Source organism: Arenibacter certesii DSM 19833, from assembly GCF_000429545.1.
GTDB classification, from domain to species: domain Bacteria; phylum Bacteroidota; class Bacteroidia; order Flavobacteriales; family Flavobacteriaceae; genus Arenibacter; species Arenibacter certesii.
Genome location: NZ_AUCB01000028.1, coordinates 14,886 through 40,651, shown reverse-complemented (window position 1 = coordinate 40,651; position 25,766 = coordinate 14,886). Strand labels below are relative to the sequence as shown.

The window sequence follows — 25,766 nt, the reverse complement described above, 5'->3', positions numbered from 1 at the left end:
TCGTCTTTTTGCTCTTAACTATCTGTTGTCCTAATTTTTTGCTATAGTAAATTCTAGTTTATCAGAGATCTGTTTTGCTTTTCTAATTGAATATTTTCCAAATTCATCCAATTCAAATGTTTTTAACTCCAAAGGATTTTCACCTACTACTCTGATGGTTACCATAATATCGTTACCACTCCGTTTTTGTTCTACAGTTCCATAAGTGGTACCATTGGCCCAAAAATAGGTACCATCCAATGCCTTAAATTTCATAGCTTTTTCTATACCTGAATAGTGGAATCCAGTCATTGCCAATACGGCACCATATGCCGTCATTGCTCTAGCATAGTGTCTGCCAAATTCTATTTCTCCAAAAGGATTTCGTTTTAACCCATCATATCGGTTCCTAATATCCTGAATGACCTTAAGCCCTTCTTTTTCCATACCCTCAAACAACATTCCATTCGCAGCCGTATATTCAAAACCTGTCATAAGCTCCCCAACAGGAAGGCCTAAGGAGGATTCAGACCTTCCATTGGGAAAGCTTGCCATAATCAGTCCTGCCTCACTCCCTAAAGCGTAGGTGCGGTTGTTGTTGAAATGAGCCTCCAAAGATCCCTTATAGTTGTATTTCATGATACTTTGCAACGTTGTTTTTATATTTTCCTCTTTTACCAAATAGCCCAAATCACAAATGCTAGCCATATACTGACCGACTAATTGGTCTACCAGACAGCCGTTGCCAATCTGATAATCTGGATTCTTGGGATCCTTCGCTCCGGCACCTACTAAATATACAGGGGAAATAGGTGCCTTACTCTCCCATGGGCGAATTTTATGCACATAATATTCGCCATTAAATAGATTTTCATCGGTCCATTTGCTTCCTGTTCCATAGAGCTTTTCGCAAGTTTTTGCAAAGTCTTTTTCTCCAAGGTGACGGGCCATTTTCGCTGTTGCTTTTAGGGCACCAAGGTACCACAGCTGCACCTGTGGATTAGGACCATAATTTTCTACATCCAAGGTATAATGTAGCACCCCTTCCATGACACCATCCTTATCGGCATCCCAGCCTCCTTCTACCCAACTAAACTCCAACGCTTTTTTCACTTTTGGCCAAAGTTCCTTTAATAATTCTTCGTCGCCAGAAAGCTGCCATTCACGGTACATTTTCATAATAGCGCCCATCTGCCCATCCGCAGCAGCCTTTTTATAACTATCTGCTTTTTCTATTGGTAGTTCAATCCTAAAACTCATAATTCCGTCATCGTCCGTGGCATGATCTAACTCCAGCCTACGCTGTAACTTTGCCAATTCCCCAAAAATAAAAGGTGTGGTTTGTTCATAGTTCCAAACGTGATTACAAGATCCCCAACCACTACCACTATCATCATTAATTCCTTCCCATCCATAGAACATCCCATCTGCCGTTCTAAAACAAGTTTCTGTTCGAAGTGTGCTCATATTAAAAAGTGCAGCTTCTTTTATAGCTTCGGGACCATCGGTATCTAAAAATGTACTTACAAAATCAACTGTTTTCTTTTCCAGTTCTGGAACATTAGGGTGTGTTTGTGTTAATACGTCCCAAGCATCTTGGTATTGAGTGGTATAATAATTTCCTACCGTTTCATCGGAATCCCATGCTTTACGGTTAGGGAAATGCCAAGTAATATAGAATTGAAACTCTTTGGTCTCTCCCGGCGCAATTACTTTTTTAACGGCCAATGAGCCTCTTCGAACATCTCCCATTTCAAATTCTTTTTCGCTTAAAATACCGTCTTTGCTAAAATCTTCCCAAAAATGATGCATATCTCTCGGCGCTTTCGGTACGCTTAGCGATGTTTGGTAGGAAATATTTTCATTCTCTAGTGTTGCGAGTGCCATGGTGCCCCAAGTTCGCTTTTCCGAATTTTTTTTGGTGTTGTACATAAAAATCCCTTTTAATCCATTTTGATCTTTATATTGGTTGCGATTTTCGGCCGCACCGTCGTGATCGATTACATTGAGAATAGAACCCGCTACCGACACCTCTATATTTTTATCTGACTTGTTTTTCACTTCGTATCTAAGAATAAATACGGGAATTCCACTATCATCCAAATTCGCTGGTATAAAGGGATTGAACGCCTTTATCCTAACATCTACCGGCATATTGGAGTCCGAAAGATTTACTTGACCAAAAGGATAAGCCGCATCAAATGTTGCTTCCGTAAAACGTGGAAGTCCATGATTGTTTTCTACCCGGCCATCAGCATGATTCCCGTATTTGTATAAAGCTACTGGTCCCATCAACGCCTTGGTCATTGCCTCACCGCCTTCAGGTTTGGTATATATGGCAAAAAACGGCGATGTATTTGTTGAAGATGTAACGGCACTACCGTTCGAGGGTTTGTTCATGATGTTCCAATCCCTTAAATCCCCAATACCGCCAAGAGAAATTGTCCCTGTTCCTATACCTCCAATCGGCAGCGAAATATTATCTACATGGTCTTTATCATAATGTTTTAAAATGGGCCACTCAACATTTTGGGCCCATACTTGACAAGACACCGCTAGAAAAGCCATTCCCAATACTATTTTCATGTTTTTCATTATAGGTTTGTTTTTTATGTTTTGCTTATTTGTTTAGTTGTTCGTTCCAAAAAATCACATCCTTCCTTCTCGATTCGGGAGTGACTTTCAAATCAGTTAATTTTCCATTTTCAACTTTACCCTCAACTACAGTATTCATTGGGGCTTGTAGTTTAAAATTTGCATTCCAATTTTTAGGCCATGTAGGTAATAGGACAATTTTATCGTCTGTAGTTTGCATCAACATTTCCTGTAATCCCACAACACCTGTACCGCCCCAATTATGGTCTGGCGCCCAGTCGTATCCGGGTCCCCAAAATGCCGGGAAACGGTAATCTCCATTTCCCAATTTTTTATATGCAAATTCTTCCGCTTTTTCGACCATCCCCATACGGGCAAACGCTACATTGGCATTAGTCCAGCTCACATGAGCCTCCCAAGATTCAACGGGTTGCCAAACAGCGGAGTGTTTGTAGGTATTGTGGACGTAGTCCATTTCCTTGTCACCTAACTTGATCTGATTGAATGGAAACATGGGGTAATTAAGGTAAATTTCGTTGTTCAGATGAATATCTGCATAAGCCACACTTTTAGCCGGGGGAATCACTATATCTCCATTTATTTCATCTAAATGAATATCAGGAATGGTCTTGCTAAGTCTTATCAATTCCTCCTTACCTTCAAAATAGGTATTCAACCATTCTTCCGGAAGATTCAAAGCGCTATTCACTATAGCTTGCAAACCTGAAACATCTGGGACACCGTTGGTAGCATAAAAATGTTGTTCACAAACACTGGTCGGGAATAAAATGAGTTTTCCATTTATGTCGTACGGTTGATCAATATTGACCCGCGCATGCATTTGGTAATGTTGGTCATAAAAATCAAGAGCTGCTTTTACAATGGGCAACCATTCTGTAATATTCTCACCAGTGTACCTATGATATTCCAAAACCATATACGAAAGTTCGAGAATACCGGTATGGTGGTTCTTTATGGATGCACTTCTTGAAGCTCCCGGATCCATCCATTTTTCACGTTGTCTCTTTGGAATATAACTGGAATCGAACCCGTACGCCAGTGGAAAAGGTAAGCCATAAATCGTAGAAGATTCTGGGTAGAGAGCTCCTTCATGTCCGTAAAAATGACGAACACGCAATTTTGCTACATCAAGAACACGTTTGAAATGGTTGAACTGATTTTTCATATGTTCAGTATCCCCCCATTTCAGCATAGGCCAATAAATCCATCGCTGATTCTGCAGTGTATAGTTTCCTCCACCCCAGCGTCTCCAATCAGGGTGATACGCATAATATTGACCCTTAACTAGTTCCGGGTCAAAAGTAAACAACCCTCCATTAAACATCGTCGGATTTTCACCATAGGCATTGCAAGCCGTCATAAACCGGAAAAGGTTATAGTTTCTTCCAACCTCCCAAGCTGCATCTTTCTTATTTTCATCGTCTGATTTGATCACCAAATGAGATCTACCCCAAAATTCTGCCCACCATTTCTGATTTTTCTTCCAGGCCTGTTTTATTCCTGTTTTAGCTAACTCGCGTTTCTCATCTAATTCCTTCAACCAATTGTCAGCAGTATCAGAATAGCTTGTATGCAATACTATTGCTACTTCATTGGTTTTGGCGGCATTTTTTGTTTTATAACGCCATCCACTATATTTGGTTGATCTGTATTTCCCCTCATGTAGTCCATTAAAAACCCAATCTTTACCGCTAATCCATCCGCCCCAGACTAAGTCTTTAATTGGATCTAGGTATTGCCCGTAATAATCCCCAAGTCCCATATTTTCATAGGCCATCTTACTTGTCAACTTTTCATCTGGATTAATATGGTAAAAAGCCATTCCGTTATCTTCCTGTTTAAATTGGTCTGGTTCAAGTATGGCCTCGTGACGCCAACCTTCAACATCCCACCAACCCCAACGTTCACCCAATACACTTTTAGGATCTAAGGCACGAGGCTCAGTACGCCAAGATTCATACTGTGTATAATAAGTTAGTTCCTTACCCGAGATTGTTTCAACATGCACCACAGGACGATGTACTTCTACCCATACTTTGATTTTAATATCCCCGTGCACGGCATGTTCAGCAGTAATTTCTATGCTACCATCTTGCAACCTTAGCTCTTGCTTAAAGGAAGTTGACCCATCAAATATATTTGGTGAAGTCCAAAAACGTACCCGACCTAATTTTGGAAAACCGTTGAATTCGTCGTGGATTCCACTTCGCTGTAAGTATATCAACAACTCATTGTCCTCTACCCAAACGTTACAACCGGTATCACCACCTCCAATAGGCATAGATCCTGAGGCATCTTTACTTTGCGAGTCCCAAGCTACATTGTACATTTCGGGAAAGGAATCAACTAATGATTGTGATTGTATATTAAAAATAGCCCCGTACAAGCTAATTATAAAGCCAATTAACAGGCTTTTGTTTTTTTTCATACTATAAATATTTATGTTAAATGCCCATTGGCATTACAAATATGATGTGTCTACAAAAACTATTTTTTTAAAATATTTTTATGCGCGATAAATCAAAATAATGGGTTTTGGTTATTCTATATAACCTACTTGGCTGGTCTACCTGCTAGGTACTATGCAAGGGCATCCAATTGTGACTATGATTCTTAACCTGATCTGGAATATTTTCGAATATGCTAAGGCATATGTAATTAAAACACACCCTGCAAAACTACAGGGTATGTTTTTCAACCAACTAACTTACTCACCTAACAATTTTTGGCTTGAAAAATAGTATTATCAGTATCCAGGATTTTGTGCAATTTCAGCATCCACATTCGTATCGATTACAATTTGTGGAATTGGAAATAATGCATGTTTTTCCGAAACACCAGGTGCTGCCTGAGGGTTCATGGCTTTTACCCTGTCAACAAACATTCCTGTTCTATATAAAGTCAATCTTCGATCTTCTTCAGCATAAAGTTCCCTAGCCCGCTCATCCAAAATAAAGTCCATATCCACATCTCCAGCGGTAATAGCGGAGGCACCAGCTCTTAATCGAACTTCATTTAATGCATTTTTCGCCTCTTCATTATTACCCGCTAGATGTTGAGCTTCAGCCAACAAAAGATAGGTTTCTGACAACCTGTATTTGGGAAAATCCTTATCCGCATCTATATGAGTCCAAGATCCACCTCTACCAATTACACCAAAATCCCATTTAGTGCACGAAGGATAAAAAACGGTATTTTTTAACCAAGGATCAGTTTCGTCATAAACTACTTTATCCCCATAATTAACCCCCGGAGGCAGATTATCAATATCGTTATAATACCACGTTCTTTTAAAATTACTCTCCTGACCTCTTATATCGTTGGGTTCATACAAATCAAGAAAAGCCTGAGTGGGCGTTATACGACCTACACCACGACCACCAGTTGAATCCGCTACGGTAATACCAAGAAAATTAGATGAAAAAGCTTGTATCTGTCTTCTAGCCCACATACCCCCAGTCCCACCAGGTTCTTGATATTGTTGCTCCATAACCCAAATCGTTTCTAGGTTTCCATCATTATAATCAATGTTACCTTCTCTGAAAAGATCGCGAAAAACATCCCCTTTCGGGTTATCGACCTCTGGGCCGAAACGTGTTTTCATTAATTTGTGCGGACTATTGTTAATAATATCATTAGCAGTGGTCGCAGCCAAGTCATACTCTCCAAGACCTATATACACTTCTGAAAGTAAATGTTTAGCAGCCCAACAACTTAATCTCCCAGAGGGCAATGAGGCCACATCACATGGTAAATTGGCAGATGCGAAAATTAAATCTTCTTTAACACTTTGTAACACTTGTTTCTTTGGTGATCTAACAAAATCAAATTTAGGAACCGTATAATACTCCTCTACAATAATTGCATCCCCATATAAGCTTGACATCTTATTATGATGATATGCTCTAAAAAAACGTGCTTCTGCTATAACTTTTACTTTATCTTCTGGAGAATCCCATTCTATATCTTCTTTCTCTGCTTCTTGAATTATTAGATTAAGTTGTGCAATTGCGCCATAAGATCTACGATAATATTCTAGTGAGAATTCGTCTTCTGCATTTAAATTATCTCCATAATCTAAAAATTTCTGTGACCTTGGTTCTGGGAAGTTTGACCATCCTAAATCAGTTCCCTGTAGTTGAGCAGAATAATAAAAATTATATTCCCTCCTAATAACATGGTACATGTCATTAAGTGCCGCCAAAAAACCATCAGTACTTACATATAGATTTTCAACCGCGAGAGAATCCTTTGGAAGTTCATTTAATTCATCTTCACTACATGACGAAAAAGCGCCAATTAGCATCACCGTAAAAATCACTCTAAGTGAAATGTTTTGTAATATTTTCATGTTTTAAAATTTTTAATGTTTTATAGTAGATTACAAGCCAATACTAGCTCCTAAAACAAAGGATTTGGCTGATGGGTATTCCCCAAGATTACCTCCGTCAACTAACGTTTCAGGATCCTTCCCGGACCAATCTGTAATCGTAATTAAATTGTTCCCAGCAATATAGAGTCTAAAATTACTTAGGCCAATTCTATCTAAAACAGGCTTACTAAAGGTATAACCCAAAGTAATATTCTTCAAGCGCACATAATCCCTATCCTCCAATATCCTTGTTCTATCATCAACAAAAACAGGTCTTGGGTATTTAGCATCCGTATTATTTGGTGTCCAAAAATCAATGTCAGGGTAATTAAATCTACCTTCGCCCCAAAAACGTGAATTAACAAAATTGTTTACTTCTCTTTGTCCTTCCAGAACATATATATGTGCAGAAAGTTGAAAGTTCTTATAAGTAAGTGAATTTGTTATTCCCATTGTCCAATCAGGCGAACTTCTACCTACTATTTTTCTGTCGTTTGGAGTAATAGCCCCATCGCCATCTACATCTACAATAATAGCATCACCCGGCTTTGCATTAGGTTGGTGAGAAGAATCAATTTTTTCTTGATCGGCATAAACCCCACCATATTCGTAACCAAAAATCACACTTATATCTTCTCCAATAAATAAGTTGTCGCTTAGTAAGTCTTGTTCTTTTCCATCAAGAACTAAAATTCGGTTTTTATTCTTAAAAAAACCAATTGTTGCATCCCAACTAAAATCGGTTTTATCAATTAAAACCCCATTAAGAGAAACTTCTATCCCTTTGTTTTCCAGTGAACCAATGTTTGATATAACAGAGGAATATCCTTGTGTTATATTTAAAGATTTGTTGCGCAAAAGGTCATTCGATGTTGTTTTATATAGGTCAATACTACCTATAATCCTGTTTTTAAGTAAATTAAATTCCAGGCCGAAGTTCCAGGATTCTGTGGATTCCCATCTCAAATTGGGGTTTGCCAAATTTGAAGCAGTAAATGAGGTTACCGAGTTATCAAAATAATATCCACTTCCACGGCGTACTCTTGTACCAGTTTGGTATGGTGATATCGCTTGATTTCCACTCATTCCAAAAGACATTTTTAACTTCAAGTAATCCAACCAATCTGCATGCTGAAGGAAGTTTTCCTCTGATACGGTCCAAGTTAAGGCTCCAGAATGAAATGTGGCCCATTTGTTATTTGCCCCAAAAACAGAACTACCATCTCGTCTAACTGTATAAGTAGCATTGTACTTGCCTTGATATCCGTAATTTAGACGTCCCATTTGAGATACTAAATTCCTTTTAGAAAAACTAGCACTAACGTTAGTGGTATTTTCCCCGGATCCCACACCATAAAATGTTAGAGCATCTGTAACAAATCCACTATCCGAAAGCGAGCTATTGTCATTAGTAGCTTCTTGGAAACTATAAAGTGCTGTAGCATCTATAACGTGATCGCCAAAGGTTCGATTATATAACAATAAATTTTCAACTGTATAATCTATAGATGTAGAATACGCTCTACTTGCACTTCCGCCACCAACCCCTGCCAACGTGGTAGAAGGGTTAAAAGCATCTGTATCGGTACGTTGCTCCAACCGTCCATAGTTTAACCTGTAAGACAAGCCATCTACGTAAGGTAAATCAATTAGTGCATAGAAATTGCTTTGCAATCTTCTTCTCACCTGTTTTCTGTAGTTATTTAAAATATCGAGCGGATTTTCAAAAAATTGATCCTCAGGCACTGGGTAAAGCGTGTTTGTTCCATCATCGTTATAAGGTTTTCCTAGTGGACTTAGTAGCGTTGCTAGATTTTGACTTAGATCTGGTGTATCCCCCCAATCTTCTTCTGAAAACATTACTTGTGTACCAATGTCCATCCAATCGTTTATTTTGTAATCACCATTCAGTCTAATAGAAGTTCGGTTATATTCGCTTCCTTTAACTATTCCCTCTTGATCTAGTTTTGACGCTGAAGCAAAATAACTCATCGCTTCGCCGCCCCCTCTAATACTCAAAGTGTTGTCCCTCTGAATCGCGGTACGTGTGGTTATATCTTGCCAATCAGATACACTACCTGCTTCAAGATTCGCAATTTCAGATGGTTGTAATGGAAATCCCGTTACTTCACCAAAAAATCCTTTGTACTCAACATACTGTTCAGCATCTAAAACATCCAATTTATTAAGCGTCGAATTAAAGGACACTCTTGAATCAAGTGTTATGGATGGTTTTAACCCTTTCCTTCCTTTTTTTGTAGTCACAAGAATAACACCGTTAGATCCTCTGGATCCGTAAATAGCGGTCGCCGAAGCATCTTTTAAAACACTCATAGATTCTACATCACTTGGTGTAATACTACTTAGACTCCCGGCATAAGGGATACCATCCAAAACTATTAAAGGAAAATTACTGGCTTGAAGTGAGTTTGTTCCTCTTATAAGAATTTGCGGATCTGATCCTGGTGCCGCATTGGAATTAACTATCGTTAAACCAGGTAGTCTCCCCTGGACCTTATCCATTATATTAGGATTGGGCAAATCTTTAAGTTCTTTCTCCGAGATACTAACTACAGAACCTGTAAGATCCTTCTGTTTCATGGAGCCGTACCCCACAACGATTACTTCTTCTAACCCAGCCGCATCTTCTGCCAAACTCACTGCAATAACAGTCTGTCCATCTACGGGAACTTCTTTTGAGGCAAATCCTAAATAAGAAACAACTAATGTTGCATTTTCACTTGCTACTTCTATTGAAAACTTACCATCAAAGTCGGATTGTGTGCCATGACTTGTCCCCTTTTCAACTATACTGGCACCAGGTAATGGTTGACCGTCTGTATCCGAAACCGTTCCTGAAATAATTAAGGTTTGCTGTTCCGTGCTTGACGGACCTCCGGTTGCAATAATCACTATTTTATTACTCTTAAGATCTAACTTAAAGTCCTTTCCAGCAAAACAAGTTTCCAATAATCTATTAGCTCGAATAAAACCCTTTTTTAGTTGAACTTTAGGCACGTCTTTAAATAAATCTTCTTGATATATAAAAGTGTATTCGGTCTGCTCCCTTAACATGTCAAAGACATCATCAATAGATACGACTTGATCCTTATCAATATGGATTTTAGTGTTCTGCGAGAAAATTTCACCCGTAGTGAATCCAAAGGTTGTGGTGCAAAGTAAGAATATAAATACTCTCATGGCGAACAGTAGTAACCCTTTCCGCTGGCGGAAAAGAATGTTAATAAATTTAATTTTCATAAATTTGAATTTTGGTTGGTTAAACATTATTAATCAATTGATTCAAAAAGGGGATTAAAGCACAGTACTGTCCAGGTATAACTTTATTCCCTTTCTTTATTTAAGCATAATTCTTTTGTCTTTTATCTCAAAGGCTTTAATATAATTAGTGGTTAAAATATTGTTTAATATTTCCTCAATACTTTCGTCCTTCCTTAATACACCATTAAATTTCACAGTTTTAAGTTCAGGACTTGAAAATAATATGTCAACATCATACCATCGCGAAAGCACCTTAGCTATCTCCTCTAGGGACTTACTCTTAAAACTAAAGAGACCCTTTTTCCAAGAAATTTCATCATTGACATTTGCAGGTTTAACGATAATACTATTATCGTTTATGTCCAAAGTAGACTGTTGGTTTGGCGCAAGTACTTTCTTTGTGGTAGGGGTATTTATTACAACTTTACCTTTGACCAATGTAGTATAAACATTGGTTTCGTCTCTATATGCTTTTAGATTAAACTCTGTTCCCAGCACTTCTATAACTTGGGATGTGTTCAAAACCTTAAAAGTTGCCCCATCATGTAATGTACTTGGGGATACCTCAAAATATGCTTCACCATAGACCAGCTCTACTTCTCTTGTTTCCCCTTCTTTGAAGGCCACGGGATACTTCAAACGACTTTCCGAATTAAGCCACACCAAAGTTCCATCTGACAGTTTTATATGAAATTGACCTCCTCTAGGAATTGTCAAAAAATTATAGGCTATTTCGGCATTTTCTGAATGGGAAGAATCGTATATCAATTCTTCACCATTGCTTTGTACGCTTTTTGTGCGTATTGTTTTTCCTTTTTCCAAATCTATATTTGATCCGTCTTCTAAAGTTAGAATAGCCTTGTCCGTTCCAACTTCAATTATATTGTTAATTGTTACTGGTGTCTCTGTTTTCTCATTTATTACACCAGATGGATTATCCAGGATTCGATTTTTTAGAATATATCCAGTACCTAAAAACACTAAGACTACTGCAGCATATTTAACGTAGTTAAGGGTTATTCGCTTGATACGGCCCTTCTTTTCCAGTTCAATGAATTTTAATAGCTGTTTTTTGGAATCCTCCGTACCAAACTTTTTCATGTTAACATTGATTGCAAAATTGATTTTAACATATTTAATAAACTCCTCCTTATTAGAAGGATTCTCAATCCACTGTGAAAGCAAGTCCAGCTCAGAAAGGGACGCTTGTTTGGTGAAGTATTTCGTGATTATATTTTGAATTTTTTTAGACATCATACATTCAATTCCATATTTAAAACGCAATAATTTCACACAACCCTTGCTTTTGTGTTAATTATTTTTATTATTTGTCAAATATTCGTCACAATTACTGTAAATTTCTCATTATGAAAATTGATTATATTAACGAGATTACCTTTATTACAGGGTTGAAAAATGGGGACTCACAAGCGTATACCCATTTGGTAGAGACCTACCACCAAAGGCTATGTACTTATGCTTTCGGACTTATAGGCGATAGTGATTTATCTGAGGATATCGTTCAAAACGTTTTTATTAAAATTTGGAAAAAGCGCAAAAAGTTAAAGGAGGATGTTGACCTCAAGAATTATTTGTACAAATCGGTGTACAACGGGTTTATTGATTATTACAGAAGGAATAGGCCTGTTTTTTCCTTGGAAAAACTACATATTGACACCTTGGTCGTATTTGTACAGGAAGATTCGGGAAATTCCATGGAAAGATTAATTTCTCAGGTGAAAATTGAAATTGAGAATCTTCCACCTAAATGCAAACAGTCGTTTATATTAAGCAAGCAGGAAGGTCTTACGAATATTGAAATTGCGGAGCATTTAAATATTTCCACAAAAACTGTTGAAGGTCATATTACAAAAGCATTTTCCATTTTACGCAAGACCCTGGACCCTAAAATCAATGGGGTCTTCCTATTACTTTTTGGAATAGACTTGAAGCAAAAGATTTAGCCACTGCTAATAAAGTATTTATAGCTTGAAATTGAATATTTATACTAGCAATATTTACCACTGAATCTATTTGGGTATTGGATACAGTATGAACGCTCCCCGTTTAGTTCGACCTAAATTAGTAAGAAATCTAAATCATGCATAATTAAAGTGAGTCATATTTTTGATAGCCTTCGAATAATATAATTTGGTATATGCCTAAGTTAATAGTGATTGGACATAAGAAAATTTGCGAAAAGTTCAACTAATAGATTGTATCCCGTCGCATTAAGATTATTTCATTCCCAAACAAGAATGACGCGCCTACTCTATCATAGCTCTCCATCGGGACGGAATAATAGATCTGTGCAAATGAAGAAATCAACCTTCAAAAATAATTATATTGATTGTGTCAAGGTCAATGAAAAAAATCATTATACACCAATAGCTACGGAACTATCTTTTAATACAGAGCAGGTGAAAATGAACAAGGCCTAGGCTTACTAAAATAGGGTTGACCGGATACTAGTATAATTTGGCCAAGATATTTTAGATTAAATTGAAATTCTATAGGATTGAAGTTGGTCAGAATGTAGTAAATAAATTATTCCCTTTAGGGAGACAAAAGACCGAAAATCATCCAATATTTTTCTCCATACCTATTCTCGATAAGAGCCCTTAAAGACTGCTATGAAGTATGTCAATTTTTAAATGGCCAAGGGTTTGAATATCTTTTATGTTCCTTCGTGACAGGTATATGATCCATCCAGTCAGAATAATCACTATCAATCCCCATAATGAACAATACGGTAGAGACTACGAGAAATTGAAATCTCTCTTTTACTTGCTTTTTAAAAAAAATAATTACACCCCCTATTCCGGTAAAGTAATCCACTTAAAAATAAAAATTGACATCCCTATCCTTATCAATATTAATTTCACGTAGTTGTTCTCCATATCTTAAAACTGCCTTTTCCCCTGACTGAGAGTGAACGCGGACCTGTTTTAAAATACCTCCGCTCCATTCCATATCCACCGTAAACCCACCCCTGGCCTTAAGCCCTTCTACTTTACCGTTGGGATAAAAAGAAGGTAGTGCCGGCAAAACCTCTATTTCTCCATCATGGCTTTGCAACAGCATTTCACCAATGGAAGCGGTAATACCTAAATTTCCGTCGATTTCCCAAAACCCTCCAAAATTGGAAGTAAGGTTAGGAAACAGCGCTTTTTCAAAATGTTCGTCAAGTACCTTTTGCAGCATTTCCTCATTACCCAACCTGGCCCAGAACTTTGCCGAGAAGCTTCCTGTCCAACTTCCGCTATTATTGGCTTCCCAAGGCTTTCGGTATTCAAGGGTTTTGGTAAAGGCTTCAGCCAATTCAGGAGTTGTACGAGGGGAGATTTGATTGCCGACCGCCAAGCCCCAGCCATGTGCTACCTGCCCGGCAAATGGCGTTGCGGCCTTCCAGTCGTCTTTCCATTCCTGGAGTCTTCCTGTGCTAGGGCTAATACGCATGGGCAATAACTGGCTTAGATACGCGTCCAATTTCACACCAAATTCCTTATCTGTATCTAATTCAGAAATTGCTAGTTTGCAATTCTGAAATAGATCCCTAATAATCTGCATATCTTGTGTTGCACCTACGCATGCCCATCCTTTTTCACCATCTGGTTTTACAAAATAATTTTCAAAAGATTCCGAAGGGTTTGTTACCAAAAAACCATCTTCATCCCTTTGTAAATTATCCAAATAAAATTGTGCTGCGCCTTTCATAATAGGATACACTTCTTTCAAGTATTCCTTATCTTGAGTAAATTCATAATGTTCCCAAAGATGATGGCATAACCAAGCACTCCCCACTTGATAAATGGCCCACAATCCCGATCCTCCAACGGGAGAGGTTGTTCTCCAAATATCAGCATTATGATGCGCAATCCATCCATTTGCTTCGTACATATTTCTGGCAGTTTTTGCTCCATCTACCGAAAGTTCTTTTGTGAGTTCCACAAGCGGTAAATGTAACTCAGACAGGTTGGCGGTTTCTACTGGCCAATAATTAATTTGGGCATTACAATTCAATGTCCAGTTAGCACTCCATGCAGGTTGTAATAATCGACTCCAAATCCCCTGTAAATTTGCGGGTTGGGCAAATTCTCCTGGGCGTGAACTAGAAATTAGTAGATAGCGACCAAACTGATAATATAAAGCGGTTAGACTAGGGTCGGTTCCTGGACTGAACGACTTTATTCTTTCATCCGTAGGAATCGAATCTTTGGAAGACTTTCCTAAATCTATACTCACTCTGTCATACAACCCTTTGTAATCTTTAAGGTGGCGGCTTTTTAATTTAGAATAGTCTGTTTTCGATAGCGATTCAACAGTGTTTTTAGCAATTTGTTCATAGTCTTTTCCATCTTTTACAGGATCTTTATCGTAACCATTAAAGCTGGTTGTAGCAGTAAATAAAAGTTCTACTTCATCTGCATTTTGGACAATTAACTTATCTTTTTCAGTTGTCACGTTTCCTCCTTTATTTCTTATATGAAGAACCATATTAAAACGCATTCCGTATCCTTCCTCATATAATGCATCCTTTTTACCAAGGTAGTGTGGATAAGCGTGCTTTGGAGCGTTACCACTTAAAATAATTCTATTATCCTTAATTTCAACCGAGTGTTTTAATAAACTTGTTAATGATGTTGAGAAATTAAGTTGTCCAGATTTATCAGCACTCATTTTTACAATAATCGCTTTGTCTGGGAATGATGCAAATACTTCCTTTTTATAGATTACATTATCCAGATTATAGGTAACATCAACAATTCCTTTGTTAAGATCAAGTTGGCGTTTATAATTCGTTGCTTTACCTTCGCTAATTTGACTTATTATAAGGTCGCCCATAGGCAGGTAACATTCATTATATTCACCCAGCATGGTGGAGTCAATCAATGCTTCTGCTTCTTTTGTCTTGTGTTCAAGTAACAATTTCCTAATACGAGGAAGATAATTTATCGCTGTAAGATTTTGAAGATCTCGTGGACCACCAGACCAAAGGGTTTCTTCATTAATTTTGATGGTATCTGATTCAATACCTCCATAGACCATTCCTCCTAAAGTACCATTACCAATAGGAATAGCTTCATTCCAATTATTTGCAGGATTCTCAAACCAAATGGATTGGTTATTCTTAGGTTCGTTTATAGTGGTATTAGAGCATGAATAAATAAGCCAAAAAAATAAAATAAGAAATCCTACTGCTAAATTCTTAAAAAAAGAAGTATACTTTTTAAAAATAAAATCCATCTGTATAACTATTTGTTTGTCTTGATTTCTTTTTTCTTTGCTAATAAAATATGGTCGCAAACCAATACAACTTCATCACGTTGATTGAGTACTTCTACATGCTCAGTGACCTGACCATAATGCGGTTTTTTAGTATCTTCTTTATGTGATATCGCCACTTTTACATAAATAGTATCACCTATATAAACTGGTTTTATAAACCGAAGACGATCATATCCTTTTGAAAATGCTTCTGGATTAATTTGGGTAGCTGTCATTCCGATGGCAACACTAAATGTCAAGGTTCCGTGTGCAATGCGTTGTTTAAAAGGTTGGGTCTTGCACCACTCGGCGTCCATATGGTGTGGAAAAAAATCTCCAGTCTGACCTGCATGAATTATAAAATCTGTTTCAGTAATTGTTCTTCCAAGAGTTTCCCTTGAATCACCTAAGACGTATTCCTCAAAGAATTCGGATTTAATCTGCATAGTTCATTATTGTTTAATTGTTTATGGTAAATTTAAATCTCAATGCAATTTTTATATTCATCTTAAATTGCCATTACTAGACATGTATGCGTTTTCAACCGCTTCCATGGTCTTAATAGCATCTTCCACGGATGTAGGTAATTCCATTTCGGAACCTTCCATAAACCGCATTAAAGATCCCATTGTTCCTATAAAGGCATCCGGAAACCAAGAACCTTTCAAATCCACCGTTTTCCATTCGGTATTTCCATTGACATCTTTTATCCCATATTCAAATTCATCAGAAACCCCGTTAGGATAGTCCAAGAGCAAACCCATTCTCGCATATATAACTCCCTTTGTTCCTTCCCATTTGATGTAACTTTGTTGGTGTCTTGGACCAAAATCATGATCATGGTTCGTTATGATTGTTGCGCTAATTGTATCACCATAGTCCATAATAACTGTACTCTTTGTTTGGGCCACTGTAGTTGTTGGATGCCTTACCGTTTTTGCCATAACTCGGTCAGGGTCTCCCAAAATTGAACGGACTAAATCGATATAATGGATGCTGTGATATAATATTTCAACTCTGGGTGTCTTAGTTAAGAAATCCCAAAGGTGCCATGGCGTAAACGCGCAAAGTTTTACTTCCATATCATAAACATCGCCAATGGCACCTGAATCAATTATAGTTCGTGCCGCATTTACGAAGGGTGCATATCGCAATTGAAAGTTAATGGCTGCCACCAACTCCTTTTGCCTACAAAGGGATAAGATTTTTTCTGCCTCCATTAAATTTTCCCCCATGGGCTTCTGAATGAGTACCGCTGCATTATCGGGAAGTACCGAAAGAATAGGTATTATCTCTGCAGCGGGTACGGCTACATCAAAAACGGCTTTGTTCTTGATGCCTAATTCGATAAGCTCCTCAATGGTATCACATATTTGTGGCACTTCAAACTTTCGGGCAAGGAGCTCCGCATTTTTTTTCTCAATGTCATATATACCTAGAACCTTAAAGCCTGCCTTGGCATAAGCTGGCAAATGGGCATCTTTTACAATGCCACCAGCGCCTATTATGACTATGGGAATTTCCGTTTCGGGCAATATTGATCTTGATGAGATATTCATTATTTTCTCTTTAATTGGTCAATTTCCTTTTGTGCTTCCTTCAATAACTCTTTTTCGGTTCTATCAGTTGAAAGCAGGCTTATCACCATTTGGTCCAAAACCTCTGAAATTTCATTCCAGTTGGATTTTTGGGGCAAGGTCCGTGCATTTTCATGGAGCAATCCGAGTTTATGGTAATAGGATATTTTCTCATTTATTTCCCGATCAACCCATGTAGATTTTCTACAACCGATTCCTCCTTCCAAGGTTAGAAGTTTATCATTATTTGCGTTGACCGCATAGCGGATAAAATCATAAGCTATTTTTTTATATTTGCTTCCTTTTCCTATAGCATACAACCAATAGACATTTAGAGAAAACCCCTTTCCTGAACGACCTGCCGGAATATTTGTAATATCGACACATCCCTTTACCTTGGATTCATGATGCACCTCGCATATCGAGGCAAATCCGAACCAATTGACCATCATTGAAATCTCACCATTGGCAAAGGCACTACCCAATTGCACGGAATCAAAATTGACAGAACCAGGATGCATTGCCAACTCATCTCGAACAATTTCTCGATAAAATTTAAGCCCATCTTCGGCTTCGGGAGTATTTATATTTATTTGCTCATCCCCGTTAACCAATTCACCTCCTCTTGTCCACAATTGAAGACTAAAATCAAAAACCGTGTTGTGTCCATCAGGATACAGGGCGAAGGCGGTACCGTATAGGTTTTGTGTGGGCCTGTTGAAGAAACGCGCCACTTCGTGAAATTCCTTCCATGTTGCAGGTGGAAGTAGCTCTCGTTTATACTTCATGTTAAACGCCTCCTTCTCCTTTGGGTCATTAAATAAATCCCTTCTATAAATGAGACATTCAGGCCCATCATGAAAGGGCAAACCTAATATTCGCTGATTAAATCTTTGCATAGACAGCAAAGAATCGGACCAGCCTTCAGGATAATCATCGGGCGGATTGGAGCTTATCCATGGAGTTAAATCTTCGAGGCAATTCTTCTGATCGGCTTCCATAATCCAATCTGTATTAATATTGGTAACGTCCCAATCTCCTTTATTCAATCCGTCTCCTTTACCCAAAGTAGCTTCATACAAGTCACTTAGATCCATTGGAAGAGCCTCAAGTTTCATAGAACACCCTGATTCCTTACAGAAACCTTTCCATATTTTCTCTATTGTGCTTTCAAAAGGACCAAATTTTCTAACAGCAACTCTAAATGTATTTGACATATTAATAATTATAACATAAATTCTTTTGCAATCTTTTCTGTGTGCTCTCCTAAAATTGGAGTACCTTTATCAGACACCAATAGTTGTCCATCAATACGGATGGGACAGCGCGTAGTTTTAAAACGAAACCCATCGGTCATCTGAACTTCCTGTTCCATATTCAATATTTTATAACCTTCGCTTTGAAACAATGTCTCCCAATCCATTACATCGGCACACCAAATATCTGCCGGTTCCAGCACCGACATCCATTTTTGCGTAGTTTCTTGGATCAAATGTTTTGATAAGACATCTTTTATTTCATCTCTTTGATCAAACCAAGAAGCTGTTTTCTTGTATTTCAATAATTTTTTACAGCCCAGCAGCTCGCCCAAAACAGGTATCTGTCCCATGGCCAATGCCAAATGACCGTTTCCCGTTTTGTATATTCCGTAAGGTGCTCCGAGATAGGCATGCGCATTATTACTTTCCGTGCGTTCGGTTGGCTGTCCTCCATCCATAAAATAAGTGGTTATGGTTTCAAATTGAAGGTCAACAACAGATTCCATCATGCTAACCTCAATTTTCGCCCCTTTCCCGTCAACACCTTTTCGTATTAAAGCAGCTAGGAGTCCCTGTACCAAATGTGCACCGGTCAAAATATCTACAATAGCCAATCCCATTGGGACTGGCCCGTCGTTTTTGTTACCGCTCAACCATGTAACCCCAGATAAAGATTGTACCAACAAATCCTGCCCAGGCTTATCCTTCCAAGGCCCCTCTTTTCCATAACCAGATATTTCCCCATAAAGAATGGTCGAATTCACCTTTTTAACCCTTTCATAATCTAGCCCTAAACGATTAATAACACCTGGTCTAAAATTATGAATTACTATATCAGCTTTTTCTATTAACCGTAGTACACGAGTTTTATCTATTTCATTTTTCAGATCGGCAGCAAAACTTTCCTTATTTCGGTTTATTGCATGAAAAACAGTGGATTCACCGTTTATACTCACATTGGAAACGTATAAAGAACGGCAAATATCCCCTATTACCGGCCTTTCTATCTTAATGACCCGTGCTCCCAAATCGGCCAGCTTTAAGCTTGCCGAGGGACCGGACAAGAACTGACTCAAATCAACGACCAAAATGCCATCCAGTGGTTTCATAAACTATTTTTTTTATAATTTTTTTTTGGCTCCTATACTTTACCGTCTGCAAATGTTCGCAATATAACACCAATTCCCCGGGATGTTTATACACTTCATAGCTTACCGTAACGAGCCCCATCTTTTGAAATTTTGGGAACTTGGTCAAATGTGTACGGACCGTATAAATCGTGTCGCCGATAAATACGGGCTTTATAAACCTTAGTTTATCGTATCCATAGCTAAAGGTATGTATGTTGTTATGGGCCATTAATCCCAGTCCAAGGCTAAAGACCATAGCCCCTGCGACCAATCTTTTTCCGAACATCCCTTCTTCCCTGGCAAAGGTTTCATCGGCAACATAAGGGTGCATATCCATCACCAGACCATTGAACATCATGGCTTCTCCCTCAGAAATGGTTCTGCTTATAGATCTAGCTTTAAGTCCTATTTCAAAATCTTCGTACAACCAATCCTCTGTATTGAAAAGCTTGATGTTTTTGTGTTCCTCTAAAGGTGTATTTTCTGGCATAGTTTTGATTTTTAGTCATTAGGTATTAAAACAATATCGTCTTTTCGAGAGGCGGGGGTTACCTTTAACCCTTTTATTTCCCCGTTTACAACGCGACCTTCAATGACTGTATTCTGTGGAGCGTGCAACTTAAATTCGGCATTCCAATCTATTGGCCATGCTGGTAGTAGGTATATTTTTGAAGAGTATGGATCAACCTGCATTAACATCGACTGAAAAGTTTTCATCAATACGCCGCCGTGGTCCTGATCAGGAGTCCAATCGTAATTAGGTCCCCAAAATGCAGGGAAACGAGAATTTTTGTCGTAATTTTTGGTTCTTTCAACTATATTTTCTTTAGCCTGTTCTGATAAACCTAGGTACGCCATAAATATATCATCTTGTCTCCAGCCAAAGGCCCCCTTATCCCACCTGTGCTTCAATGCATTTAATCCATAATCTAAATTGGGATTCCCAATACCATATAATCTAAAGGGAAATACGGCATATAATTCTGGGTTTTCTACGTTACGTTTATCTTCAAAACGTTCAGCTGGCGCTAATGCTTTACCCGATGGAGTGTTCCTAAGTGGAATATCTGCCAGTTTCCCATTAATTTCTTTCCAAAATTTTCTGTCTACCTCGAGGGCCGCACCCTCTGGCAAAGCCATTAATCTTTTAGTAATACCATGTAGACCAGATAGTTCAGGCATAGGATTGGTGCAATCCCACCAGGTTTCTGCTGCCATTGAGGGATACATAACCAATTTCCCATTATCATTTGTTTCATAGTAATTATTAAAAAATTTTATTATTTCATTAGCTGTTGGAATAATTTTATTCTGAAGAAACTCTTTATCTTCAGTATAATCATAGTAATCTAACATCATGAAAACGAGCTCAGGTCCTGAAACCCATTCCCATTTGTGCCAACCACTCTCCTGTAGTGGATCTATTCGCTCTTCATAAGGTGTCCAGCCATAGTCCGCGGTAAAAACCGAACCCCAGAAATACATACATTCCGGCATGTAAGCTCCTTCAAATCCAAAGTATTTCTCAGTTCTATACTTAGAGAGTTCCAGTAGCTCATCGACATACATTTTAAAAAGAGGTTTCATCAAATCAAAATCACCAGAAGCTGTCATACTTAGATAGGGCAAACGAGTGTTTTGCCACCAGTACCCTGGACCCCACCTCCGGTAGTCTGGTCCGCCAGGCATACCCTCAGAGGGAACTGTAAATAGGGAGCCATTGAATTTTATAGGAAAGTTCCCCCTACCTGCAGAAGCATCTATAAATCGCTGTAAGTTATATGCTCTAGAAACCAGGAAAGCATCATTATCTGATTTTAACAATTCTGTGCTATCCGAAGGTGAAGCCTTTATCCAACTTCTATCCCAAAAGGAATTCCACCATTTCTTATGATTTTCATAATGCTTTTCAAGCGAAATGCTCTCTGTGTTGGCCATTAACTTCTCCATAGCAATCGTCCACTTTTCAGGAGTAGAGGGATGCGAGGTTAGAACGTGCACGCTTAAACTGCCCTCCTTCAATGCTGGAGTAACAAGAGTAGAGTCATTAATTTTAGTAGCATTAACACTCTTAATTGTTCCTCCAAAAGTCCGATGCAGAATAGGATCTTCTTCAAAATATTCAGATAGACCTTGAAGTTTATTTGTTAAATCGAAACCTTCAGACTTTTGGTTATGATGATACCAGCCAATATAATCCTTTGTTCCTTGAATTAAATTATCTGGCTCAACAATCACAGGTTTAGCCAGATTTCCAGGCATATCTCGATTTTCCATGAGGTCGCTCACACCTATTTCGGGAAGAGTATCTTTTTTGGTGCGCCATCTTTCAATAGTTGCTTTCATAGCAAGAGGAATAGTGCTTTTTTGATCTATATGGATAACTGGATTATTAGCGTCAACCCAGACATTAAGATTAATATCTACAGGCTTATTATCCATATCCCCCTTGACGTTTATTCTAATTGTTCCATCATTAAGATCTAGTTCCTGCTTGAATTCAATATCAGAAAACACAAGGGCTGGTTCAGTTTGTACCCTTACCTTTCCAACTTTTAGCAAACGACCATTATCTCCCCAAGAATCAGTCTTACCGATGTAAAAACATAGATCGCCACTCTGTTCAACCCAGACGTTTAATCCAATGTCACCATTTCCTATGGGCATGGATCCGTTATGGTCGTTGCTGGGTGATTCCCATACCACATTATACTCTCCAACCGGATTAGTATTATTAGATAAATGGTTCTGAATACACGCATTAAACAATACTAACAGAACTAGACTATACAAATAATGCATAAAATTCCTTATTTTTTTTCTGTTTTTACAATTACTCATATCCTAATTCAATTTATAAATTAAACTCTTTAATAATTTTATTAGTATCCTCTCCTACTAAAGGAGCTGATTTATAACTATAATAGCGCTTATTGTCCACGCGGATAGGGCAACAAGTTGTTCGTATTTTTTCACCTTTTGAGGTGATTATTTCCTGATCCATTTTCAATATCTTATAACCGTCATGCTCCAAAAATTCCTTGTAGTCAAATACCGCTGAACACCACACATCCCCAGCCTCCAAGATCTCCAACCATTCCGCTGTGGACTTGGTGAGCAGAACTTTTTGCAATATTGCCTTAATCTCGTCACGATACTCGAACCAATTTTCCTCAGATTGATATTTGTCGGGCAGCTCAACATTCAAAAAGGAAGCCAGAATTGGCAAAGGCACCATAGCTATAGAAATATAATTGTCTTTTGTGGTGTACACACCATAAGGAGCCCCCAAATAGGCATGAGCACTACCTTCTTTAGCCCTACATGGTAGCTTCCCTCCATCATTGAAATGGGTCGTAAGAACCTCGAACTGAAAATCGAGGGTCGATTCCAAAAGACTAACTTCTACCAACCCCCCTTTTTGTGTATTTCCCCTGCGCACTAAAGCTGCCAAAATACCTTGGCAAAAGTGAGCCCCAGTCAAAATATCTGTTGCAGCCAGACCCATTGGTACCGGTCCATCGTTATCATTTCCAGACAAATAGGTGAGGCCTGAAAGGGCCTGAACCAATAAATCTTGACCAGCCTTGGCAGCCCAAGGACCTTCATTCCCATAACCAGTAACTACCCCGTATACCAATTTAGGATTAATAGTGCTAACGGATTTATAATCCAAGCCAATCCTCTCCATGACCCCAGGCCTGAAATTATGTGTCATAACATCTGTTATCGCCAATAGCTTTTTAATTTTGCTTAAATCTTCTGGATCCTTAAGGTCTGCTGCAAAGGATTCCTTATTTCTATTTATCGTGTGAAAGACTAAGCTATCCTTTTCGATGAACAAGTTTTTGATAGCAATCTGTCTTCCTCCTTCTCCAGTTAAAGGTCGCTCTATTTTAATGACCCGAGCCCCTAAATCTGCCAATCGCAATCCAGCAGAAGGACCTGCTAAATATTGAGAGAATTCCAAAACCAATATACCTTTTAATGGCTTCATTTTTTATTTTTTTGAGTCTAAATAAATCTTATTAAGACTGTAAATTAAATCTTCCGTTGATCCTCCATTCATTAAATAATCACGAATTAAACTACCCGCATTATCTTGAAAATACATATAACCATTATATCTTGGTCTTAGAAATGCACAGTCCAAAGTTTTAAGAGTAGATTTAAAGAAATCTCCACTTCGAATATTTACAAAATCGTCCTGCCAGGCTTTTCTATGTCCAGGTTGACCACCGTTATCAAAAAACAGTGAACTTTGAATGATTGGGTTTGCCACAAACATTGCGTATTCTACAGCTAAATCTTTATTTTTACTATTTGCAGAAATAGCCAAGCCAGTCCCTCCCAGAGTACTGCGATATACAGCACCCCTATCGTCCTTTATCAAATCATGGTAATGCAAAACTTTTGATGCATACCCTCTTCTGGAATAATTAGAATATCCATAGGCCCATGGGCAGTATGCCAAATCGTTCCTAACGGTCATTGCTTCGTACACTCGAATCGGATTCCAGTCAAAGAATTCAGGATTAAGACGATCTGCCAGTTCTTTCAACATTTCCAATGCCTTTTTACCAATAGCCTCACTCACTACATAGTCTGAAGACAAAAAGGGTTCCTCGCCCATTACGCAACAAAACATATAGAAATTCATCAGGGTATCTATGGGAATACCTGGCATTGTTACAAGACCTTTCGAAGCTAGTTGTAGAAGATCATTGAAGGATTTAGGAAGGTCCAGACCCATTTGCTCCAATATATCGGGCCTGCTTGAAGCGACCGGGGCTGCTGCATCAATAGGTAAGGCAAACTGATGCCCCCCAAAATGATAGCTTTCATAGGATTTGCCCACCGAATGGGCCGCTTGATCTTTAAGATAATGAGTCGGCATATATTGATCCAAGTTTAATAAGATGCCGGTATCGGCCGCATAACCACCCCATGGATGGTCTATGACAATTAAATCATAGTTCATGGCCAGGGTATCGATATGTTCATTGGCAAATCCTTGAAGTGAGCGTTTTGACCATTCTATCTTGACATGGGGACGGGTTTCCGAAAAACGTTGCGCCGTTGCCACCATAGGGCAATACCCCCTGCTGTGGTCCCATGTTATTCCTTTTAAAGTAATAATATTCTGCATATATCTCCACATTTTAAACTTCACTTCCTATAACCCCTCCGTATGAAATCACAACAAAGGAGATTACCAATATCAATAAGCCCACAATTAGAGTGGAATACGTATTCTTGTTTACTTCCTTCCATTCTTTCATAATTATTCCTACCATGTAGCTAAAAAAGATAAGCATAGACATATGAATAGCCCAACTTGCAAATTTGAAATTCCCCATACCAACATGTCCCATCCCATAAAAGAAGAATTGAAAGTACCACAGGCCTCCAGTGAGGATTGACAGAAATAGGTTCTGTAGCCAAACACGTTTGCCTAACATCTTCACCGTTATTAATTCTTTAATAGTTTTTTGACGAAAACCAACTATTATAAACCAAATAAAATTTGTAACAAAAGCACCTGATGTTGAGAGCAATAAATTGGCATTGCCCTCAAATTGTCCCGCCCCGTGTTGCCTGGCAACTTCTGTCACGGGAGCACCTATTTCCAACGAAATCCCAAAAATTGCCGATAGCACTCCGGCAAATATAGCCAGCATCAGTCCCGATTTTAAATTGAAAGCGCTGGCATCATAATTCATTCTTTCTTTTAGGTCCCGTTCCTTTTTACGTCCGGCCCATCCACAAAAAAAACACCCCACCATGGATAAGATCATTCCGAACAGCACAATACCGCCTCCCGATCTTGAAAAATGTTCCTCCAAGGTACCGTGGATTAACAATGGAACAATGGTACCCAATACGGCAGACAGGCCAATGGAAATGGTATAAGCCAATGAAAAACCAATGTAACCTATAGCATATCCGAACGCCATTCCCCCAAAACCATAGACACCGCCGAGCAATACAGCATTGAGTAAAACGAGAGTGGGCGATTCGGCAAAAACCTGCCATAGATCCGGTATTGTTAAGTAACCAATTAGCAAAGGAAAAACCAACCACGCGAATGTTGCTTGTATTAACCAGTAGCTATTCCACGACCATTTTTTTACTTTCTGAAAGGGTAGATAGCAAGTAGAGGCAGACACACCACCTACTGCATGTAGCACAACTCCAAATAACGGGTTTGACATAGCTTAAAATTAAAAAATGATTTTCAAATATAAATATTTTATTTATATGTAAATAATTTAAGATATAA

Annotated in this window: 16 protein-coding genes; 1 reads left to right on the top strand and 15 read right to left on the bottom strand. The window is 38.4% G+C overall.

What is annotated here, in order from left to right; genetic code table 11:
* Nucleotides 1–30: 30 nt before the first annotated feature.
* The 5 genes from G466_RS22105 to G466_RS22095 all read right to left on the bottom strand — a co-directional run bounded on the left by G466_RS22105 (nt 31) and on the right by G466_RS22095 (nt 11,506).
* Nucleotides 31–2,574 (bottom strand): GH116 family glycosyl-hydrolase, encoded by a 2,544-nt coding sequence (locus tag G466_RS22105; RefSeq protein ID WP_051315675.1) that lies wholly within the window; start codon nt 2,572–2,574, stop codon nt 31–33.
* Nucleotides 2,575–2,599: 25 nt separating this feature from the next.
* The gene (locus tag G466_RS22100) at nt 2,600–5,023 is read right to left on the bottom strand and encodes a DUF5703 domain-containing protein (protein WP_051315674.1); all 2,424 of its coding nucleotides are present in this window, start codon (nt 5,021–5,023) and stop codon (nt 2,600–2,602) included.
* A gap of 318 nt (nt 5,024–5,341) precedes the next feature.
* On the bottom strand, nt 5,342–6,946 hold the full coding sequence (locus G466_RS0113900) for a RagB/SusD family nutrient uptake outer membrane protein (RefSeq protein ID WP_051315673.1): 1,605 nt from the start codon (nt 6,944–6,946) through the stop codon (nt 5,342–5,344).
* 30 nt (nt 6,947–6,976) lie between these two features.
* Nucleotides 6,977–10,228 (bottom strand): SusC/RagA family TonB-linked outer membrane protein, encoded by a 3,252-nt coding sequence (locus G466_RS0113895; RefSeq protein WP_169720752.1) that lies wholly within the window; start codon nt 10,226–10,228, stop codon nt 6,977–6,979.
* A 96-nt stretch (nt 10,229–10,324) separates the two neighbouring features.
* A complete protein-coding gene (locus G466_RS22095; RefSeq protein WP_084418847.1) occupies nt 10,325–11,506 on the bottom strand; it encodes a FecR family protein in 1,182 nt (393 codons plus the stop codon).
* A gap of 110 nt (nt 11,507–11,616) precedes the next feature.
* On the opposite strand from G466_RS22095, the gene G466_RS0113885 reads away from it, so the two are divergent.
* Nucleotides 11,617–12,213 carry an RNA polymerase sigma factor gene (locus G466_RS0113885; RefSeq protein ID WP_026814216.1) on the top strand — a complete coding sequence of 199 codons (597 nt, stop codon included), beginning with the start codon at nt 11,617–11,619 and terminating at the stop codon, nt 12,211–12,213.
* An 874-nt stretch (nt 12,214–13,087) separates the two neighbouring features.
* On the opposite strand, the gene G466_RS0113875 is transcribed toward G466_RS0113885, so the two are convergent.
* Genes G466_RS0113875 through G466_RS0113830 form a run of 10 tightly spaced genes read right to left on the bottom strand, consistent with a single transcriptional unit; the run spans nt 13,088 to nt 25,698 of the window.
* Complete coding sequence (locus tag G466_RS0113875) at nt 13,088–15,496, bottom strand: glycoside hydrolase family 95 protein (protein WP_157373894.1); 2,409 nt, start codon at nt 15,494–15,496, stop codon at nt 13,088–13,090.
* 8 nt (nt 15,497–15,504) lie between these two features.
* A complete protein-coding gene (locus tag G466_RS0113870; protein ID WP_026814213.1) occupies nt 15,505–15,963 on the bottom strand; it encodes a MaoC family dehydratase in 459 nt (152 codons plus the stop codon).
* Nucleotides 15,964–16,020: 57 nt separating this feature from the next.
* Complete coding sequence (locus tag G466_RS0113865) at nt 16,021–17,076, bottom strand: Gfo/Idh/MocA family protein (protein WP_026814212.1); 1,056 nt, start codon at nt 17,074–17,076, stop codon at nt 16,021–16,023.
* Complete coding sequence (locus G466_RS0113860; protein ID WP_026814211.1) at nt 17,076–18,311, bottom strand: extracellular solute-binding protein; 1,236 nt, start codon at nt 18,309–18,311, stop codon at nt 17,076–17,078. Before G466_RS0113860 ends, G466_RS0113865 begins: the two co-directional genes overlap by 1 nt.
* Before the next feature lie 8 nt (nt 18,312–18,319).
* On the bottom strand, nt 18,320–19,462 hold the full coding sequence (locus G466_RS0113855) for a CaiB/BaiF CoA transferase family protein (protein ID WP_026814210.1): 1,143 nt from the start codon (nt 19,460–19,462) through the stop codon (nt 18,320–18,322).
* A complete protein-coding gene (locus G466_RS22090; protein WP_051315671.1) occupies nt 19,431–19,973 on the bottom strand; it encodes a MaoC family dehydratase in 543 nt (180 codons plus the stop codon). Before G466_RS22090 ends, G466_RS0113855 begins: the two co-directional genes overlap by 32 nt.
* Nucleotides 19,974–19,984: 11 nt before the next feature.
* Nucleotides 19,985–22,285: a DUF5703 domain-containing protein gene (locus G466_RS0113845; RefSeq protein ID WP_157373892.1), complete on the bottom strand. Its 2,301-nt coding sequence runs from the start codon at nt 22,283–22,285 to the stop codon at nt 19,985–19,987.
* 52 nt (nt 22,286–22,337) lie between these two features.
* The gene (locus tag G466_RS0113840) at nt 22,338–23,480 is read right to left on the bottom strand and encodes a CaiB/BaiF CoA transferase family protein (RefSeq protein ID WP_026814208.1); all 1,143 of its coding nucleotides are present in this window, start codon (nt 23,478–23,480) and stop codon (nt 22,338–22,340) included.
* Between the two features lie 3 nt (nt 23,481–23,483).
* Entirely contained in the window at nt 23,484–24,632 is a 1,149-nt protein-coding gene (locus tag G466_RS0113835; protein WP_026814207.1) for an ABC transporter substrate-binding protein, read from the bottom strand.
* 13 nt (nt 24,633–24,645) lie between these two features.
* Nucleotides 24,646–25,698: an L-rhamnose/proton symporter RhaT gene (locus tag G466_RS0113830; protein WP_026814206.1), complete on the bottom strand. Its 1,053-nt coding sequence runs from the start codon at nt 25,696–25,698 to the stop codon at nt 24,646–24,648.
* Nucleotides 25,699–25,766 lie beyond the last annotated feature (68 nt).

What these genes read in the sequence shown, in the direction of transcription:
- G466_RS22105 (WP_051315675.1), bottom strand. Translation starts at nt 2,574, where the DNA reads ATGAAAAACATGAAAATAGTATTGGGAATGGCTTTTCTAGCGGTGTCT.
- G466_RS22100 (WP_051315674.1), bottom strand. Translation starts at nt 5,023, where the DNA reads ATGAAAAAAAACAAAAGCCTGTTAATTGGCTTTATAATTAGCTTGTAC.
- G466_RS0113900 (WP_051315673.1), bottom strand. Translation starts at nt 6,946, where the DNA reads ATGAAAATATTACAAAACATTTCACTTAGAGTGATTTTTACGGTGATG.
- G466_RS0113895 (WP_169720752.1), bottom strand. Translation starts at nt 10,228, where the DNA reads ATGAAAATTAAATTTATTAACATTCTTTTCCGCCAGCGGAAAGGGTTA.
- G466_RS22095 (WP_084418847.1), bottom strand. Translation starts at nt 11,506, where the DNA reads ATGATGTCTAAAAAAATTCAAAATATAATCACGAAATACTTCACCAAA.
- G466_RS0113885 (WP_026814216.1), top strand. Translation starts at nt 11,617, where the DNA reads ATGAAAATTGATTATATTAACGAGATTACCTTTATTACAGGGTTGAAA.
- G466_RS0113875 (WP_157373894.1), bottom strand. Translation starts at nt 15,496, where the DNA reads ATGGATTTTATTTTTAAAAAGTATACTTCTTTTTTTAAGAATTTAGCA.
- G466_RS0113870 (WP_026814213.1), bottom strand. Translation starts at nt 15,963, where the DNA reads ATGCAGATTAAATCCGAATTCTTTGAGGAATACGTCTTAGGTGATTCA.
- G466_RS0113865 (WP_026814212.1), bottom strand. Translation starts at nt 17,076, where the DNA reads ATGAATATCTCATCAAGATCAATATTGCCCGAAACGGAAATTCCCATA.
- G466_RS0113860 (WP_026814211.1), bottom strand. Translation starts at nt 18,311, where the DNA reads ATGTCAAATACATTTAGAGTTGCTGTTAGAAAATTTGGTCCTTTTGAA.
- G466_RS0113855 (WP_026814210.1), bottom strand. Translation starts at nt 19,462, where the DNA reads ATGAAACCACTGGATGGCATTTTGGTCGTTGATTTGAGTCAGTTCTTG.
- G466_RS22090 (WP_051315671.1), bottom strand. Translation starts at nt 19,973, where the DNA reads ATGCCAGAAAATACACCTTTAGAGGAACACAAAAACATCAAGCTTTTC.
- G466_RS0113845 (WP_157373892.1), bottom strand. Translation starts at nt 22,285, where the DNA reads ATGCATTATTTGTATAGTCTAGTTCTGTTAGTATTGTTTAATGCGTGT.
- G466_RS0113840 (WP_026814208.1), bottom strand. Translation starts at nt 23,480, where the DNA reads ATGAAGCCATTAAAAGGTATATTGGTTTTGGAATTCTCTCAATATTTA.
- G466_RS0113835 (WP_026814207.1), bottom strand. Translation starts at nt 24,632, where the DNA reads ATGCAGAATATTATTACTTTAAAAGGAATAACATGGGACCACAGCAGG.
- G466_RS0113830 (WP_026814206.1), bottom strand. Translation starts at nt 25,698, where the DNA reads ATGTCAAACCCGTTATTTGGAGTTGTGCTACATGCAGTAGGTGGTGTG.